Below are 17,953 nucleotides of genomic sequence, written 5' to 3'. Positions count from 1 at the left end.
GGATCGGCAACTGCGGCTTCAAAAAACAGTTCGAAAACCCAGGCGACCAAAAACTCGTAGACATCAAAGACTTCTGCGCAAAACAGCAGTTCACGGAAATAAGCGGCAACATCCCAGACGACAAATTCTTCAACCCCTAAAAGAGGCGCCAACTATATGAGCCACAAAATTTGTCCGCTAGCCGCTGCCTATCCGCAGCAGGAAGACGCTTCCTGTCTTGGCGAAGACTGCGCATGCTACGTCAAAATGCATAAACCCCGATACATGAAAGCAGACCACTACCGCATCATCGACCCCGAGTATTTTTACCGCTATGTCGGCTGCGGACTGGTAACGCACATTCCATGGGAACTGGTAAAGCGCAAAGAGAAGCCGAAAGCCAACAGTGAAGAGGCGACGCAGTGATGGATAAACAGGTAGAGTTTCTAGTCAAGCTCCGCGACGCCGCTTTGATGATTGCTGACGCCGCCAATGAATTCATTGATTCTCTGGCGCCGCCTGAAGTAAAAGAGAATAACCAAGTAGCTGCAGTCCAAGAAGTCACCTTCTCCACACTAAGGTTCGAGCCGCAGCAGGGCGCTAAACTGGGCGATTTCGAAGTAGCCTACAAACAAAACAACCTCCAAGACAAGTGGCAAAGCGCCTATAACATCCTGCGCAACAGCAACGCCACAATAAAAGACCGATACCACGGCGAAACCTACCAGTACAGCTACTGGCTCTATGCAGAGGACAAGATTTACCGCCAAAAACTCAAACCCAAAACAGCAACCTAACGCGCAGGAGGCAGCATTTTTTGAGGAGATATCGAACTTGGGTTTATCTTAACGGTGAAGGCAAGCAGGCATGGGGCGACATCTTCCCCGATGGCGCGGTTCCAGTGCAGAGCATGCTTCCCCAAACGGCAACGCTGGAAGGCATCCAAACAGCCGAACGCGTCTTCCTCGTCGCCTGGAAAGACCTCACAGCACAGCAGCAGGACGCCATACTCGAAAAACTAAGCAAACAGCACAAAGCATCCAAAGACGCCATACTCAAAGACATCATAAAAAAGGGTTTGCCGCTCAGGGAGAAATACACTGACGGTTCAGGCACCACTCGACTGGAATTCTTCGTCTAAAGGAGCATTCTTATGGTTCAGCGGGGCAAAGGCAAAAAATGCGGCGACTGCGCATACTGGAAAGTCAAAGATAGCCCCTGCACCTACCAAGACGACATACGCAAAGGCGTCATACGAATTAATGACCCTGCATGTGACGACTTCTACCCCAAAGACAAAGAGAAGCCTAAACTGCACAAGACCTGCGGCGTTGCTGAGCAAGGCTGCTTTGAAGCTATCTACCACAAGGAGAAGCCTGCGTTTCTTGTAGCACACAAGGACTCGTTTAGGGTTTGTGATGAGGTTACCGTGGAAGACGAAACGTTCCTGCCTAAAGAGTACCCAAACGAGTACCCCTACGAACCCTACGGCTTCTACGAAGGTGCAGTGCCCAGCCGCGAGGAGCTGTTCTGGAAGGTACGGGACGAATTTGACCTATTCTTAGATGTGGAGTCTATTTGGAAAGACTACCTTGCAGCCTGTGTCTTGCTGAGCTATCAGCAGGAGAAATTGCGCACGGTGCCCTACGTGTACTTTGTGGGCGATAACGAAAGCGGAAAAACTGTTGCGTTGAACCTGCTTAACTGGCTGTGCTACCGCCCCATGCTTGGCGTCACCATCCCCTCAGCGGATACGTACGGCTACTTGGATGATTCCGAGGCGCCTGGTACCATATTGGAGGATGAGGCGCAGGGGCTGCAGCGGGATATGGAGAAATCAAAGATTTACAAGGCAGGCTACAAACGAGGCGCCGTCGTCCCAAGAACCATGATTACACAGAACAAGAGGTTCATCAAGTACTTCCGTGTTTTCTGTTTCAAAGCATGCGCCGCCGAAGAAATCCCTCATGTCAAAGGCTTGCTGGAGCGCTTCATCTTCATTCCTATGGTGGAGGGTTATCCACGTAGGGATTGGGCGGACTTTAACGAGGAAGACGAGAAACGCCTCCGACAGCTGCGGGATATGCTGCTGAAATGGCGTTTAGCCAGCATGGAGTGGAAGATTCCCGAAATCGACCTAGCCGTCAAGGGGCGCCTAAAAGAGCTCTGGAAACCCATCCTCCAAATCGTCTCAGGCTTAACCGTTGAGGCGGATTTGCGGACTCATCTTGAGTTGCTGCGGAAGGAACGGCTGAACGAGAAAACCAACACGCTGGAAGGCCACATCGTCAAAGTCATCTGCGAACTGTACGCGCCCAATCAGCCGCTTGCCTTTGCCGACGTATGGGATGCGTTGGTTAAGGATTTGGAGGGTAAACTGGACGACAAGAAGCCCAACAAGATGGATACAGCCGAATTCGGCGAAGTCACCAAACAGAAGGTCGGCTACAGGCTGCGTGAAGTGCTCAGCGGCAGAAAAACCAACACAAGGGGGCAGAAGGGTCCGGGCAGAATCTACGAATTCGACGCAGAAAAGCTTGGGCGCATAGCCAAAAAGTACGGCTGCAGCCTTGCAAACAAGTTAACGAGTTACCCAACAACTGCAAGTGCCGACGGGTCAAAAGCGGAAAATGCAGTCTCAGAAACATGCCCCATTTCGGAAAAGGCGCCTGATTTGGGAAGTGAGAAAACCGAAAAAGAGGCAGAGACACAGCAGAAAGTCGTTTCACTTGTTAACTCGTTTGCAAACTTCAGCTTCGAGGAGCTGGCGGCTAAAGCTAAGTCGGTTTACAGGTTGACGATGGACTTTGGGGTTGAAACCTGCGTGTGCTGTGGCGCCAAGGGCAGACCCGACTGGCAGGTGACACTCTTTGACGAATCGTGGGGCTTCCTGTGCGGGCCATGCGGACTGAAGCTTTCTGAAAAGCTGAATAACCAAGAGTAGACGCGGGTGGGAGGGAATGGCTGGACTTACACCAGAAAACGGCATATTTGGCGAAAAAGCCGAAACAGAGAGTAAGTCATCCCAAAAAAGGGATGTCGGCTCCAGCCCCCTATGCCCACGATGCCACTCTAAAAAGGTTTGGCGAGATGCAAAACGCTACACGCCAAGCGGCTTTGAAATTCAACGCTGGTCCTGCAGAGAATGCGGAATGCGCTTCTCAGATCCAAACGACACAAAAAGAGCCAAAGAGGCAGCTATAGCCGTTGAAACAGTTGAAACGCAGTCATTAAAAAGCAAAGCGAGCATAATATCTACTCGCCAAATATGCGTCACGGAGACGAAAAACTTGGCAGCAGAACCTCAAACAACAGAAGTTCTGCGTAGAAATGAAGCAGCGACAACTAACGGCAAAATCGTCGAATACGAGTTCTGGCTGCTGAAACAAGGATACGCAAAAGAAACCATCGAAGGCCGAGTAAAAGTAATGAAAAGACTAGTAAAACTTGGCGCTAGCCTCTTCGACCCAGAAACCGTAAAAGAAGTCTTAACAAAACAAACCTGGAGCGAAGGCAGAAAAGAATACGTCACCGAAGCCTACAGCAACTTCCTAAAAATGGTCGGCGGCAAATGGGATCCCCCGCGATACACCAGAATCGAAAAGATACCCTTCATACCCACAGAACAAGAAATTGATCAACTCATCGCTAGTTGCGCGGAAAAAACTGCAGCACTGCTTCAAACACTAAAGGAAACGGCAATCCGAGTAGGAGAAGCCTGGAAACTCAAGTGGACTGACATAGACTACGTAAACTCAACCATCCGTATCACACCAGAAAAACGCAGCCACGCCAGAATGTTCAAAATATCAGGAAAACTCTTAACCATGCTATCAGTGCTCCCAAAAAAATCAGACAAAATCTTTGGAACCTACGACCTACGCGGCTACCGAAGCTCATTCGTGCGGCAACGAAAAAGAGCAGCCAAAAAACTCAAACCCCAGAATCAACCAAATAACATTCCATACCTTCCGCCACTGGAAAGCCACCATGGAGTACCACAAAACCAAAGATATCCTTCACGTAATGCGCCTACTTGGACATAAGAACATCAAGAATACGCTCATCTACACACAGCTCGTAACCTTTCAAGACGACGATTTTATCTGCAAGACAGCTGAAACCGTCAAAGAAGCCAAAGAACTCATCGAAGCAGGCTACGAATACGTCACTGAAATGGATGGTCTTAGGCTTTTCAGAAAACGAAAATGAGTATATGGGTTTGTCGCCAGAAGCTGGGGACTGCATCAAAAGAGCTGGGGATGGGAATTGAACCCATATAGAGCAGCTCTGCAGGCTACCGCCTAAGCCATTCGGCCACCCCAGCACCGCAACACTATGAAAAGTCCCACATAAATATATTGTTCGCAAAAACAAACTATGCCCCATAGAGAACCCCTTTCGCCCCACTAAAGGGGAAAGAGTATGTATTTATTTTACTTTTTGAATGCTAAACCTGAAAAAAAAGCAACCAACTTATCGTCTTTTCGCACAGCAACATGGTAGAGCCCCGTGGTTTTGCCATCTGAAATGCGGGTCGCTTCAGCAATCAAGCAGTCTCCCTCGACTGTGGGGCGCAGAAACTTGATATCCACCTCCACGGCAACTGCCACGTTGTCGCCGTAGTTGCATGCCAAAGCGAACGCGTAGTCCGCCAATGAGAAGATGACTCCGCCGTGTGTGAATCCTAAGGAGTTGGTGTGGTTTTTCTGGATTTGCATGGATACTTTGGCGTAGCCGTCTTTGACTTCATGCTCATTTATACCTAAGGCTTTTGCGAAGTGATCTGTGCCCTTCATGATGGTTTTGCCTCTTTGTCCTGTAGCATTTTGGCAACGTAGCCGTAGAGTTTACGTAGTTGCGGTTCTAACCCTTTGGGTGCAAAGATGACGATGACAAGTAGGATAATGCCGATGATTAGGAAGCTCAGGGGTGCGCCGACGTTGCTGACTTCTGGGAAGAACGGACCCAGAGAGACTCGCAGCGAATCCACTACGCTTGGTAAGGCTAAGAGTTGCTGGATTGAAACCAAAAAGACGGCGCCTATGATTGGGCCTACAACTGTGCCTAATCCTCCGATGACCGTCATTATAAGCGGCGTAAACGAGTTTAGCGGCGAGAATACCGAGTTGTCAATAAGTCTGATGAAGTAGGCGTATAAGCCTCCCGAGATGCCTGCAAAGAAGGTGCTGATTACGAATGCGGTGAGTTTGTATTTTGCGGTGTTGATGCCTATCATTTTTGCTTCTGGTTCGTTGCCGTGGATGGCTTTGAATGCCATGCCGATTCGTGATTTTGTTATCAGATACATTGTGGAGATGGAGACTACAGCGAATGTGAGTGCCAGTATGTAGAAGGGTAATCCTCTGGTAACCAGCGTTGTGGTCGGGAAACCGTTTATACCCTGAGTTATGGCGTCAAATTGGCTTGAGAGTGTAGCTGCGATGACTGAGAAGCCGAATGTCACCATGGCAAGGTACCATGCTTTTAGTCTAACGCAGGCTAATCCGATTAGCAAGCCGATTCCTGCGGAGAGTAAGCCGCCTAAGAGTAGCGATAAGATTTGGATGGCGACTGAGAGGGCGCCGACGGTTAACTGTGTTGAACCCAAGAAGTTGGCTGTGGCTGTTGCTATCGAGCTGCCTATGAGCGCTGAGGCAAAGCCGCCGATGCCTAAAAACAGCGCGTGCCCAAGTGAACCTTGACCTGAGTTTGCCAAGAAATTCCAACTGGTTGCGTAGATGGAGAATATGGTGATTAGGGTGAGGATTGTGAGGAAAAAGTTGTCGCTGATTAAAACAGGTAGGAGCGCAAGTATGGCGAAGACGGCGATGAGGAAGAGGAAGCTTTTGGAACGGACGAGTTTGGTGAGTTGTTGTTTTAGCGTCATTTTTATTCTCCTTTTTCACCGAATATTCCGTTGGGTCTAATCACAAGCACCACTATGAGCAGGGCAAATGCTACGGCGCTTCCCCATATGCCGCCTAAAAACAGCGTAGCCAACTGCTCAGCAATGCCATAGAGTAACCCGCCGACTATGGCGCCTTTGATGCTGCCTAACCCGCCCATGATTATGATGGCGAAAGCGATGATGGTGGGCATCGCTCCCACTTGGTAATCGAATGAGAAAATTATTCCGTAAAGCCCGCCTGCCACTGCTGCTAGTGCAGCGCCGATGGCGAAGGTTATCATGTAGATTTTTTCCACGTTTATGCCCATGAGCATGGCGGTGGTGTTTCGTTGGCTGGTGGCGCGCATGGCTAAACCGATTTTTGTTTTCTTTATGAGCAAGCCAAACGCTGCAAGTGTAGCGACTACTACAAGGACGGCGACTACGCGATCGTAAGATAGGGAGATTCCAGGGAGAGCGAAGCTCATGCCGCTAAAGGGGCTGACGATCTGTTTGGAGTGGGGTCCCCAGATGAGCATGGCGGCGTTTTCAAAGATGTAGATTAACCCGAGGCTAACGAATATCTCGTTGAGTTTGTCTGTTCCAAGCACTCTGCGGAAAGTTAGCCGTTCCACGCCGACGCCTAAGAGGGCGACCACTATCATGGAAATGATGATGGCGAGGTATGCGTTCATTCCTGAGGCAACCGATATGGTCCATGTTAGAAAGGCACTTATCATGAGGAGTTGTCCATGGGCGAAGTTGACGAGTTTCATGACACCGAAAATGAGGTTCAGCCCTGTTGCCAGAAGGATGTAGACGCAGCCGATTGCAACGCCCCAAACTAAGGTTAAGATGACTGCTGGTGCCGTAATTTCCATGTAGTGTTATCCTCTCTCCCTTTGCAGCGGTTGACATACTTTAGCATGTAAACTATTTAAAACATGCGAGAAACAAAAGAAAAGGAGGTTTTAAAAAAATTTTTTATGGGCTTCCAGGTTGGTAGCCAGTGGGCAATACAAAGTCTGCTTGTTTTAGGGTGATTCCGCCAGGTGAGAACGGTGACCAAACGATGCGTGACTTTAGTGTGTTGCTTGTGGTATCCCAGTAGAGTTGTTCGACGAAAGTTACTGGGCTGATTTCGTGGTAGTTTATGCCTGTGCTGAAGCGTATTCTGCCTGATTCCGTCATGACCAGCATCTGTGGGAGGTCGGTGTTTTCTATGGCGTCTCTTACTGCTGCTTTATCTACTGTTCCTGCGCGTTCTATTGCGTCTTTGGCGATGTAGAATGCGTCGTAGGTGTCTGCGCCCATCATGCCTGGATAAACACCGTAGAGTTGTCGGAATTTCTCCGAATACGTTTGCACCGCAGGTAAGTATGAGGGGCTCATGAAGGGGTCAAGTTTTGATTCAAGTAGCTGTCCGTTGCCTGTTTGTCCTAGAAGTGTGTAGAATGCAGGGTCTTGGTTGTTTTCCACCGCGATGTAGACTGTCTTTAACCCGACGTCGTTCCAACCCTGTTTGATTATGAGCGGGGTTTTGTCGGGGTTGTCTACTACGAAGACTGCGTCTGGGTTTGTTGATTTAACTGCTGTTAGGTCGGTTTGGTAGTTGGTTGTGGTGGTTTCGTAGCTTCTGTCAGCTACAAGAGTGATGGGTAAGCTGAGGTTTTCTATCCAGAATTTTGTTGCCTGTGCTACGCCTGTTCCGAAGGCGTCGTTTCGGTAAAGTAGGGCTAATCTGAAGTCTCTGTTTTCTGCTACGAGCGGTTTCATTTCGTGGGCGAAGAATTGGACGACGGTTTTGCTGTAGTCATAGGTGGTGGTGCAGTAGTGGAATATGTAGCTCATTCCTTCGGCGTCGCTTATACTGTAGGTTCCTGATGGTCCGAAACCGCCGTAGTTGCCTTGGGGTCCGCGGCGGGTTACGAGTTCGTTTGATGCACCTGCAATGATGTATGGGACTTTGTTTTCGATGGCGACGATTTCGTTGGCGAGTGTGCCTGCGCTGCCGTATCCGCCGATTAAGAGGTCTACTCCGTCGGTTTCGACGGCGCGGGTGACGGGTGTTACGGCGTTGCCTGGGGCGTCGTTAATGGTGTCAGCGACTACTATGGTGATGTTGACTTTGGTGTTCCATTCTGAGACGTAGACGCCGCCTGCGTTGTTGATTTCGTCAACTGCCATTCTTGCGGCGCGTTCCATGTCTTGTCCGATGGGGGAACCTGAGACGGGGGCGACTAAGCCGATTTTGATGTTTCTTGCGTCGGGTGATACGGGTTTGGGCATCAATTGTATTGCTGCTACTGCTGAGACGATGATGATTACAACGACTACTAATGCAATTAACATTTTCTTTTGCAAATTAACATCCTCTTTTAATGGTATCTTTGCTATATCTCAGTGTTTGGTTAATAAAATTAACTCTTTAACACACTTTCTCTACCCAGCTGGAACGCTTTTAGGTTCACATTGATGTATTTCTCTTTAAGTCTGCCCGCTATTGCCTGCTGGAACGACTCAACCTTGAGTGGGGTCTCGGGCAACGCTGAAAGTGCCCCGAGAAGCACTGTGTTGACCACAAGCATGTTGCCAAGTTTCTCAGCTATGCCCATGCCATCCACTTCGTGCACCAGCGCTTTTGCTTTGAGCAGCGAGATAAGTTGGTCTTTGGTTTTGGGTTTAACTCCTGATGGCATGCAGCTGGGTTGAATGAGTTTCATGTTAACGATGACGGTGCCTTGCTTTTTTAGCATCGGTAATGCTCGGGCGGTTTCTAGGATTTCGAAGCCAACAATTGCGTCTGCTTTGCCTGTTTCTATCAGTGGCGCTTCTACTTTGTCGCCGATGCGTGCATAAGCAACTATGGAGCCGCCTCTTTGAGCCATGCCATGAATCTCTGCTTTAGCCACGTCGAAGCCCTCCAGCATCGCTGCTTCACAGTAGATGTCGCTTAAAACTACTACGCCTTGTCCGCCTACACCGCTAAAAACTACGTCTAGCTTCACTTTTCTTTCCTCCCGATGGCGTCAAAGGGGCACACTGTTTCGCAGACTCCACAACCATTGCAGAGAGTGGCGTCGATTTCGGCGTGTTGACCTGTTTGGGTGATGGCTGGGCATCCGAAGGCTTTGGTGCAGACTCCGCATGCGTTGCAGGTGTCTTTGACTTGGCGTTTGGGTCCTTTTTCGCTTAGTAGTGGGCAGGGACGTTTAGATATGAGGACTGAGGGGCCGTCGTAGTTTGTTATGTCTCTAAGCGCAGTTATGGTGGCTTCTAAGTCGTATGGATCTACGGTTACGACTTTTTCTATGCCGACAGCTTTGGCGATTTCGGCGATTTGGATGATTTTTGTGTTTGTACCCATGACGGTTTTGCCTGACCCCGGCGTCGGCTGATGTCCAGTCATAGCAACCACGCTGTTATCCATGACGATGACGCAGACGTTGGCTTTATTGTAGGCAATGTTTAGTAGTCCTGGCATTCCCCCGTGGAAAAACGTTGAGTCCCCGATAACTGAGAAAACTTTGTCTTTTACGCCAGCGTGGTACATGCCTGCAGCTTGTGAGATACCCCCACCCATGCAGAGGCAGGAATGAATCGCTTTCACTGGAGGCAAAACACCCAACGTGTAGCAGCCAATGTCTCCTGTGACGATTTTGTCATCAGAACGTCCCTTGAGGCTGAGCGCGCTCTCGGGGCAGAGTGGGATGCATTTGGGGTCGCCTCCACAGGTGTCACAGATTAAGGGTTTATGTGTAACTGGGTGCAATGTGAGTGCGCCGTATTGGCAGGATTCTATGCACCAGTCGCAGCCTTTGCATTTTTCCCAATCCACGGTGACTGTGCCTGTTTGTTTTGACTGAACGATGGCTCCTTCGGGGCACGCTGCAACGCAGGGTGCGTTTATGCAGGCTTTGCAGGTTATCGCTGTGTTGTTGATGAGTTTGATTCGTACGGAGCGTATGCGGGATTTTAGTGGGTTAAAGATGCCTTCTTTCTCAAAAGAGCAGACGTATTCGCAGATGTCGCAGCCGACGCATTTGTCGCTGTCACACTGCACGGATTGGTTAAGCATGTTGAGTGCATAGTAAAAGGCGCGGTGAGGGCACCCGGGGCACAATGCGGGGGGGCGAGGCGGCAAATCGAGTTGCTGAGGGATTTCTGGTTTGTCTGTTAAGCCCAGTTTAGCGAAAGCTTCGCGGATTTTGTCAGGTGTAAATTCGCCGATTTCCTCAAGCCCCAACTCAGCTTTGCCTACTACGTCGAGTTTGAGGCGTTGAATGTTTTCTTCTATGTAGGGTCGGAGTTCTTCGATGACGATTAGTTTTTTGACTTTTGACGCAAACGCCTTAACCATGTCGGCTGGGAAAGGATGTACAAAGCCGAGTTTTAGCCACGAAAACTTTTTGGTGTCTAAAACTGAGCGGGCATAGTAGTATCCGACGCCGCTACCTACGATGCCGATTTCGCTATTGTTGTCCTCGAAGATGTTGAATTGTGAGGTTTCTGCATCGTGCTTCGCTTCAGCCAGTCTTTTCTCCAAGACGCGATGTTGGCGTATGGCGTTTGAGGGCACCATGACCCATTTAGAGCCGTTTTTGTCAAAATTTGGGCGTCGATTAATCTGCTCAAAGGCACCTAACTTCACCCTAGCTTTGCCATGGGCAACACGTGTGGTTAATCTGAGGATTATCGGGAGGTGAAGTTTTTCGCTAAGCTCGTAGGCGTAGCGTGCCATGTCGAGGGCTTCTTGAGGGCTTCCAGCATCCAGCAGCGGCAGCTTGGAGTGAACTGCGAAGTAGCGGGTGTCCTGTTCGTTTTGGCTGCTATGCAAAGCAGGGTCGTCGCAGACAACAATCACCAAGCCGCCTTCCACACCCGTATAAGCCAAAGTCATAACGGCATCAGCGGCAACGTTTAACCCCACATGCTTCATGCAGACAATTGCACGGACACCCGTCATGGAAGCGCCAACCGCAACTTCGGCGGCGACAATCTCGTTAATGCTCCACTCTGCATAGACACCGAATTGTTTAGCAACTTCTGCTATGGCTTCCAAAATTTCTGTAGAAGGCGTCCCCGGATAGGCGGCGGCAACTTTAACAGTGGCTTCTAGTGCCCCACGTGCAACTGCCTCATCTCCGTTAAGCAAGGCGAAGGTGCCTGGCTTATCTGCTGCAATCTTGGAAGTCATCGTTAATCCTTACATCTTACCCTTGCGTAAGTCAAGTACTCTTTTCGCTTTGCCCTCGGTTCTTGGGATTTCGCCAGGTTTGACGATTTCTACGTCTGCGGTTATGCCTGTGACGATGTGGATGCGTTTTTGAATTTCGTTTTTCAAGGCGTTTCTGTCTAGTTGTGGGTTGCAGTGGGCTTTTTCGCACAATTCAACTTTAACGACGAAGGTGTCGAGTGCGCCTGGCCTATCAACCACGATTAAGTATTGAGTGGCAAGTTCAGAGAAGCACATGACTGCGTACTCGATTTGTGAGGGAAACACGTTAACTCCGCGTATGATGAGCATGTCGTCGCTGCGTCCTTGCACACGGAGCATGCGTGAGTGGGTACGACCGCACTTGCATTGTTCAGTGGTTATTCTAGATATGTCGCGGGTTCTGTAGCGAAGCATGGGCAACCCTGTTTTAGTGAGGGTTGTGAAAACCAGTTCGCCTTCTTCTCCGTCCGCCAAAACCTCGCCCGTGTCAGGGTCGATGGTTTCCACGATGAAGTGGTCTTCCCAAATGTGCAAACCGTTATGCTGCTCACATTCGATGGAGACGCCTGGACCGCAGAGTTCGGTTAATCCGTAAACGTCAAACGCTTCGATACCCATTTGCTGCTCGATTCGCTCACGGATTTTTGTTGACCAAGGTTCCGCGCCGAACATGCCTCTTTTGAGTTTGAGGTCTTTTCTGGGGTCTACGCCTTCTTGTGCCATGGTTTCGGCGAGGTAAACCGCGAAGCTAGGCGTGCAAGCAAGGATGGTGGCGCCTAAGTCCTTCATAAGTTTAATCTGGCGTTGGGTCATGCCGCCGCTTGCGGGTATGATTTTTGCACCAAGCTTCTGGGCGCCGTAGTGGAAGCCTAAGCCGCCCGTGAACAAGCCGTAGCCGTATGCGATGTGGATGACGTCTTGGGGTCTGCCGCCTGCTGTGTAGATGGAGCGGCCCATGAGTTCCGACCAGACATCCATGTCGTTTCGGGTGTAGGCGCCCACAATGGGGTTGCCTGTGGTTCCGCTTGAGGCATGAATTTCTACGATTTCGTCTGGTTTAACGGCGACCATTCCAAAAGGGTAGTTGTCGCGTAAGTCTGTTTTAACCGTGAAGGGCACTTTAGGTAGGTCTTCAAGGGTTTGTATGTCTTGAGGTTTTAATCCGACGGCGTCGAATTTTTTGTGGTAAAAGCTGCTGTTTTCATAGCAGTATTTGACTTGCTCTTTGAGTTTTTGCAGTTGGTATTCTTTGATTTGTTGTCTTGGCATGGTTTCGATTTTTTGGTTCCAGTACTTGCCATCCACGTTTTTGCCCTCTCTGCTTTAGAGACCTAAGTACACTTCTTTTATGTGACTATTAGATAAAAGTTCCCTACTCTTTCCTTCCAAGACAATCTTGCCTTCTTCGAGTACGTATCCTCGGTTGGCAACGTTTAAGCTGTCATGGATGTTCTGCTCTACCAAAAGCACCGTGACGCCTTCCTCGTTGATTGCACGAACTGTGTCGAGCACTTTTTCCACTATGATGGGGGCCAGCCCCAGTGAGGGTTCATCCAAAATCAGCAGTTCTGGGTTTGACATGAGGCTGCGGCAGATAACCAGCATCTGCTGTTCCCCGCCGCTAAGCGTCTGTGCCAGTGCTTTTTCTTTCTTCTTTAGCACGGGAAAAATTTTGTAGACCTTCTCTTTTGTAGCCTTAATCTTCTCTTTGTCTGCGATGGTGTAGGCGCCCACCATCAAGTTTTCTTCAACGGTCATGCGGGGAAAGATTTCTCTGCCCTCAGGAATCATAGTTAACCCCCTCTTGACTATGTCGTTGGTGGCTAATTTTTCGATGTTTTCGCCCTTGAATTTGATGGTGCCTGTTTGGGGTTTAAGGAAACCCATGATGGTTTTTACCAGCGTGGTTTTGCCTGCGCCGTTTGGGCCGATGATGCTGACAATTTCCCCTTTTTCTATCTTGAAGGAGACATCGCGAAGAATCTGCACCATACCATACGCTGCCGAAACGTTCTCGACTTCCAGCATACTTAGGCTTCCTCCTCGCCGAAAGTAAACCGCTTCCCCAGATATACCTTCACAACGTTGTCGTCGGTGCATACGGTTTTGGGGCTGCCTTCGCAGATTTTTTCGCCGTGATGCAAAACGATGACGCGGTTACATAAGCCCATGATGACTCGCATAACGTGCTCTACGATTAGCACGGTTACGCCTTGCTTGTTTATCTGCTTGATTAATTCGATGGCTTCGTCGGATTCTTTCGGGGTCAAACCCGTAAGCAACTCATCGAGCAAGAGTAGCTTGGGATTAGTCGCCAAAGCCTTCGCAAGTTGGATGCGGCGAAGTTCCACGACGTTTAGGTTTTTTGCTTTAACATCAAACTTTTCTTTATCTAACCCAACAAACGTCAAAAGCTCGTGTGCTCTTGTGGCGCCGTCGGTTTTGTCGTCTTTTTTCCTGTTAAACAGCACGCTTGTTAACACGTTTTCTGTCGCGGTCATCTCTGGGAAAGACTGCACCGTTTGAGCGGTTTTGGTAATTCCTTTCGAGCAAATTACGTGTGGGGGCAGTTTTGAGATTTCTTCATCTTGAAGCAGGATTTGCCCTGAGTCAGGTTTGTAGACTCCGCTTATGAGGTTTAGCAATGTAGATTTACCTGAACCGTTAGGGCCAACCAGCCCTGCTATTTCGCCGTCGTTAACCGTGAAATCAACGTTTTTTAATGCTTGGAGTCCCCCGAACCGCTTGGACACCCCGATACACTTTAACAAACCTTCCAATCTCCCAGTTAGCAAGGAATTATTCAAGTGCAAATATAAATGTTGGCAAAAACCAATTTTTCTAAAGCACATAAGTGTTGTTGGTTAAAGTTAAATACCAACTGCACTATACGGTAAAGTGGTGCATCTGTTTGCCAGTTACACAAGTCAGCGTGTTTCTAGATAACCGTCCCGGTTCTCTTTTTGAAGCCATGTCACAGTTGGACAACAACCAAATCCGCGTTTTTGCCCTCTCCATCGCCGACGCAGGCGAATATGGTTTGGTGCGTCTAATCGCTGAGGAACCAGAACGTGCAGAAAAACTGTTGGAAGATGCTGGCTTCAACTTGGCTAAGTCTAAGAAGAACACTGAAGTCACAGCGATTTTTAGTTCAGAAAAGGATCGTTTGTCTAAAATCACCAAGATTCTGGGTGACAGTGGACTTAACATTGAATATGCTTATTCTTCAGGGATCCATGTAGATGGACAAGTCGCCCTGATCATTCGGGTCAGCGATGTCGCAAAAGCAGAGCAACTGCTAAAAGCAGGCGGCATCACCGTTCTATCATTGGCTGATTTGCAGAAGAACTTCAAGTAACCCCCATTTTAGCCCCTGCTTTGCTGTTTTGTTAAATGTTTAAACCTCTGTTTTGCGTTCATTATTCATGTTTAGGTTCGAAAAATTAGGATTATTGAACAATAAGCTTTAATTTGAGCCAATACACGACCCTAAAGCAGAAGGTTAGACAATGGTCACTACAAACCTCGACAAAATCTTCAATCCTCATACAGTTGCGATCATCGGAGCCAGTGACGTGGAAGGTTCAGTAGGTTATGCAATCGTTAAAAACTTTACACAGTCAGGTTTCGCTGGCAAAGTTTACTATGTTAACATCAAAAAAACAGAGCTCTTAGGGGTAAAAGCCTATCAAACAGTGGATCAAATCCCCGACCAAATCGACTTAGCAATGATTGCCACCCCCGCAAAAACCGTTCCCCAAGTTATGGAGGAATGCGGGAAAGCAAACATAAAAGGAGTAATCATTGTATCCGCAGGCTTCAAAGAAACAGGCCCCGCGGGAAAAGCCTTAGAAGATCAAGTAGGTGCAGTAGCCAAAAAATACGGCATCCGAGTAATCGGACCCAACTGCATCGGTGTTTTGCGTCCCAGAATAAACTTGAACGCTACCTTTTTGGATAAAATGCCCAAACCCGGCAACGTCGCGTTTCTCTCTCAAAGTGGCGCGTTGGGTTCAGCAATCTTGGATTGGGCAATTCATGAAAACATCGGTTTTAGCAACTTCGTCTCCGTCGGTTCCATGATTGACGTGGACTTCGGCGACTTGATTGATTACTTCGGCAGTGACCCTAAAACAAAAAGTATCCTCATGTATGTTGAAGGCATAACTCAAGCCCGCAAATTCATGTCTGCCGCGCGGCACTTTGCACGCACAAAACCAATCATTGTTGTAAAATCAGGCAAATTCTCTGAAAGCGCCCAAGCAGCTGCATCTCACACAGGCTCCTTGTCAGGCGAAGACGGCGTGTACGATGCTGCATTCAAACGTGCAGGCGTTGTTCGTGTTAACGAAATCGCTGATTTATTCAACGCAGCTGAGGTTTTAGGCACTCAGCCATTGCCAAAAGGTAACCGCCTAGCCATCATCACCAACGCTGGTGGTCCAGGTGTAATGGCAACTGACTCATTGATCGGTTTCGGCGGTAAAATCGCTAAAATCAGCCAGAAAACCATCGATTCCCTCAACGCTGTGTTGCCTCCGTTTTGGAGTCACGGCAACCCGATTGATGTTTTAGGTGACGCAAAAGCAGACCGCTACAAGGCGGCTCTTGATGCTGCACTAAACGACGAAAACGTTGACGGCATCTTAATTATTTTCACTCAGCAAGCGGTTTCTGAATCTGTAGAAATCGCCAAAGCAATCGTGGAACTTGTACGCAACAAACCCTACCAGAACAAAACCATCTTGACTTCGTTTATGGGCTTTGGTGCAGTGCAAGAAGCCAACCACATCCTCAACGCCAACAACATCCCAACCTACAGCACTCCTGAGCAGGCGCTTAAGACCTACATGTACATGTACAACTATCAACGCAACATCGACCTACTCTACGAAACCCCTGAAGAACTTCCAGTCGATGCTTCGCCGCCAAAACGCCCAATCATGGCTATCCTTCGCAACGCTGCCTTTGAAGACCGAGAAATCCTCACCGAAGACGAAGCCAAAAAGATACTCAAATACTACAACTTCCCAGTCGTACGCACGGCAGCCGCCAACACCGTTGACGAAGCCGTTGCACTTGCAACCGAGATGGGTTTCCCAGTTGTACTCAAGATTCTTTCACCTCAAATCATCCATAAAAGCGATGCAGGCGGAGTCATCCTAAACGTTAACTCAGCCAGAGAAGTCCGAGAAGCATTCGAACTGCTCATACAACGCGCAACCGCCTACAACCCACACGCCCAAATCATCGGTGTAACTGTTCAACCTATGATTGAAAAGAAAGGTCACGAAATCATCTTAGGAGGAAAAACCGACCCAGTTTTCGGTCCAGTTATCCTCTTCGGTATGGGCGGTGTCGGCGTTGAACTCTTCAAAGATGTCTCAATCGGGCTTCCACCCCTAAACACTACTCTAATCCGTCGCATGATGGAAGAAACCAAAGTTTACCGCCTCCTCAAAGGCTACCGTGGCTCCACACCAGTCGACCTAAAACGCCTTGACGAAACCGTTCTGTTATTCTCGCAGCTACTGGTAGATTTCCCACAAATCAAAGAAATCGACATAAACCCCTTGCTCATCAACGACAAAGAAGCCTCCATCCTCGATGCCCGCATAGTTATCGATAAAGAAAAAATCTGCAAAAAATTCGAACCACACGAACACATGGTCATTAGTCCATACCCAAAAAAATACGAGATCCTCTGGCTTCTCAAAAACGGGCAAGAAGTCCTATTAAGACCAATAAAACCAGAGGATGAACCCATGTGGCTGGAGTGGTTCCAAAGCCTCAGCGAAGAATCCATCCGCTACCGCTTCTTCCAGATGCTAAAAGACACACCCCACGAAGTCCGTGTTCGATACTGCAACATCGACTACGACAGAGAAGTAGCTATCGTCGCCGAGATCGTTGAAAACGGCAAACGCAAAATACTCGGAGTAACACGCCTAAGCATAGAATCCGATGGTAAACATGGAGAAATGGCGTTTATCGTCAGCGACTACTGGCAAGGTTTAGGCTTAGGTACAAAACTAGTTGATTACACGCTTGACATAGCTAAGGAAAGAGGCGTCGAAAGCGTCTATGCAATCATGCTCCAAGACAACTACCGAGCTTTAAGCTTAACTAAGAAGATGGGCTTCCAAATCGAGTACCTAAGCGACGGCACCGTCAAAGCCACACTGGACCTCAAAGGAGAAGACATAGATTTCCGCTGCGTCACACGGAACCTACCTGAACCGCCAAAAGACGAGAAAGTAGCGAAATCAGAAGAATTGCCCATCGTCGAGGCTAAACCCATAGCTAAGGAAAGCCGCGAAGCTTCCCCAGCCTAACCTTCCCCTATCTTCAACCCTTTTTTAATTTTATATTTGTCTGCTACTAGTTTGTGATAGTTTTAAATTTACAAGCCGCCAATATTGCTGTAGTGGTTACATGAAGCGGCTGGCATGTGCCTTAGCTTTCGTAGCGCTCTTAGTTGTCACATCATCTTTTACGTTCATCGCTGTAACCGCTCAAGACACAACCGACCCCTACGCAACACCCGAACCAACCTTTGACTTTAATTGGCCAACTCCTGAACCCACTGCAACACCACTTCCAACCCCTACTCCAACCCCGAAAATTGTTCCTGGCTCGCCCCTCTCAGTTGGAAGTTCAACTCTTGAGGAACTTTTGTTTCAACTGGACATTATGGGCGTAGCTCAGGTGGTTTTGGTCGGTTTGGGGCTTATGTGGTTTGTTATAATCAGTGTTACCGTTGCCAAGAAGCTTTTCGATAAGGTGTCTAAAGAAAAAGAGGCATAGCTCAATTTTGTGTGGTTTAAAAGTTTATGCGAGGGTTGAGTTGTAGCCGTAAAGGGGAA

General features: G+C 48.7%; 18 protein-coding genes and 1 tRNA gene. 9 read left to right on the top strand and 10 right to left on the bottom strand.

Annotated elements, in window-relative coordinates:
- Positions 1 to 156 precede the first annotated feature (156 nt).
- From NWE96_09395 to NWE96_09370, 6 genes are read left to right on the top strand one after another with little or no spacing between them, the layout of a single operon-like run.
- Complete coding sequence (locus NWE96_09395; protein ID MCW3984194.1) at positions 157 to 405, top strand: hypothetical protein; 249 nt, start codon at positions 157 to 159, stop codon at positions 403 to 405.
- A complete protein-coding gene (locus tag NWE96_09390) occupies positions 405 to 776 on the top strand; it encodes a hypothetical protein (GenBank protein ID MCW3984193.1) in 372 nt (123 codons plus the stop codon). The genes NWE96_09395 and NWE96_09390 overlap by 1 nt, the downstream gene beginning before the upstream one ends.
- A gap of 20 nt (positions 777 to 796) precedes the next feature.
- A complete protein-coding gene (locus NWE96_09385) occupies positions 797 to 1,120 on the top strand; it encodes a hypothetical protein (protein MCW3984192.1) in 324 nt (107 codons plus the stop codon).
- Positions 1,121 to 1,132: 12 nt separating this feature from the next.
- Positions 1,133 to 2,923 carry a hypothetical protein gene (locus NWE96_09380; GenBank protein MCW3984191.1) on the top strand — a complete coding sequence of 597 codons (1,791 nt, stop codon included), beginning with the start codon at positions 1,133 to 1,135 and terminating at the stop codon, positions 2,921 to 2,923.
- Between the two features lie 16 nt (positions 2,924 to 2,939).
- Positions 2,940 to 4,025 (top strand): tyrosine-type recombinase/integrase, encoded by a 1,086-nt coding sequence (locus NWE96_09375; protein ID MCW3984190.1) that lies wholly within the window; start codon positions 2,940 to 2,942, stop codon positions 4,023 to 4,025.
- Positions 4,006 to 4,191, top strand: coding sequence for a hypothetical protein (locus NWE96_09370; protein ID MCW3984189.1), 186 nt, complete (start codon positions 4,006 to 4,008; stop codon positions 4,189 to 4,191). Before NWE96_09375 ends, NWE96_09370 begins: the two co-directional genes overlap by 20 nt.
- A 42-nt stretch (positions 4,192 to 4,233) precedes the next feature.
- Here the strand turns inward: NWE96_09370 and NWE96_09365 are convergent.
- The 10 genes from NWE96_09365 to NWE96_09320 form a co-directional block, all read right to left on the bottom strand.
- A tRNA-Cys gene (locus NWE96_09365) sits at positions 4,234 to 4,306 on the bottom strand.
- Between the two features lie 109 nt (positions 4,307 to 4,415).
- Positions 4,416 to 4,778: a hotdog fold thioesterase gene (locus NWE96_09360; GenBank protein ID MCW3984188.1), complete on the bottom strand. Its 363-nt coding sequence runs from the start codon at positions 4,776 to 4,778 to the stop codon at positions 4,416 to 4,418.
- Positions 4,775 to 5,869: a branched-chain amino acid ABC transporter permease gene (locus NWE96_09355; protein ID MCW3984187.1), complete on the bottom strand. Its 1,095-nt coding sequence runs from the start codon at positions 5,867 to 5,869 to the stop codon at positions 4,775 to 4,777. Before NWE96_09355 ends, NWE96_09360 begins: the two co-directional genes overlap by 4 nt.
- Positions 5,870 to 5,871: 2 nt before the next feature.
- Positions 5,872 to 6,750, bottom strand: coding sequence for a branched-chain amino acid ABC transporter permease (locus tag NWE96_09350; GenBank protein ID MCW3984186.1), 879 nt, complete (start codon positions 6,748 to 6,750; stop codon positions 5,872 to 5,874).
- A gap of 103 nt (positions 6,751 to 6,853) precedes the next feature.
- Complete coding sequence (locus NWE96_09345) at positions 6,854 to 8,233, bottom strand: ABC transporter substrate-binding protein (protein MCW3984185.1); 1,380 nt, start codon at positions 8,231 to 8,233, stop codon at positions 6,854 to 6,856.
- 56 nt (positions 8,234 to 8,289) lie between these two features.
- Positions 8,290 to 8,877 (bottom strand): indolepyruvate oxidoreductase subunit beta, encoded by a 588-nt coding sequence (locus NWE96_09340; protein ID MCW3984184.1) that lies wholly within the window; start codon positions 8,875 to 8,877, stop codon positions 8,290 to 8,292.
- Complete coding sequence (locus NWE96_09335; GenBank protein ID MCW3984183.1) at positions 8,874 to 11,066, bottom strand: thiamine pyrophosphate-dependent enzyme; 2,193 nt, start codon at positions 11,064 to 11,066, stop codon at positions 8,874 to 8,876. Before NWE96_09335 ends, NWE96_09340 begins: the two co-directional genes overlap by 4 nt.
- A 9-nt stretch (positions 11,067 to 11,075) precedes the next feature.
- A complete protein-coding gene (locus tag NWE96_09330) occupies positions 11,076 to 12,392 on the bottom strand; it encodes a phenylacetate--CoA ligase (protein MCW3984182.1) in 1,317 nt (438 codons plus the stop codon).
- Positions 12,393 to 12,410: 18 nt separating this feature from the next.
- Entirely contained in the window at positions 12,411 to 13,115 is a 705-nt protein-coding gene (locus tag NWE96_09325) for an ABC transporter ATP-binding protein (GenBank protein ID MCW3984181.1), read from the bottom strand.
- 2 nt (positions 13,116 to 13,117) lie between these two features.
- Complete coding sequence (locus tag NWE96_09320) at positions 13,118 to 13,840, bottom strand: ABC transporter ATP-binding protein (GenBank protein MCW3984180.1); 723 nt, start codon at positions 13,838 to 13,840, stop codon at positions 13,118 to 13,120.
- A gap of 158 nt (positions 13,841 to 13,998) precedes the next feature.
- Here NWE96_09320 and NWE96_09315 point away from each other — a divergent pair, with 158 nt between their 5' ends.
- From NWE96_09315 to NWE96_09305, 3 genes are all read left to right on the top strand, one after another.
- The gene (locus tag NWE96_09315) at positions 13,999 to 14,445 is read left to right on the top strand and encodes an acetolactate synthase (GenBank protein ID MCW3984179.1); all 447 of its coding nucleotides are present in this window, start codon (positions 13,999 to 14,001) and stop codon (positions 14,443 to 14,445) included.
- Between the two features lie 151 nt (positions 14,446 to 14,596).
- Positions 14,597 to 17,422, top strand: coding sequence for a GNAT family N-acetyltransferase (locus tag NWE96_09310; protein MCW3984178.1), 2,826 nt, complete (start codon positions 14,597 to 14,599; stop codon positions 17,420 to 17,422).
- A 100-nt stretch (positions 17,423 to 17,522) separates the two neighbouring features.
- A complete protein-coding gene (locus NWE96_09305; GenBank protein MCW3984177.1) occupies positions 17,523 to 17,894 on the top strand; it encodes a hypothetical protein in 372 nt (123 codons plus the stop codon).
- Positions 17,895 to 17,953: the final 59 nt, after the last annotated feature.

The sequence above is a fragment of the Candidatus Bathyarchaeota archaeon genome, assembly GCA_026014685.1.
Taxonomy (GTDB): domain Archaea; phylum Thermoproteota; class Bathyarchaeia; order Bathyarchaeales; family Bathycorpusculaceae; genus Bathycorpusculum.
Note: the sequence above shows the minus strand (reverse complement) of the source record. Positions and strands in the feature narration are given on the sequence as shown.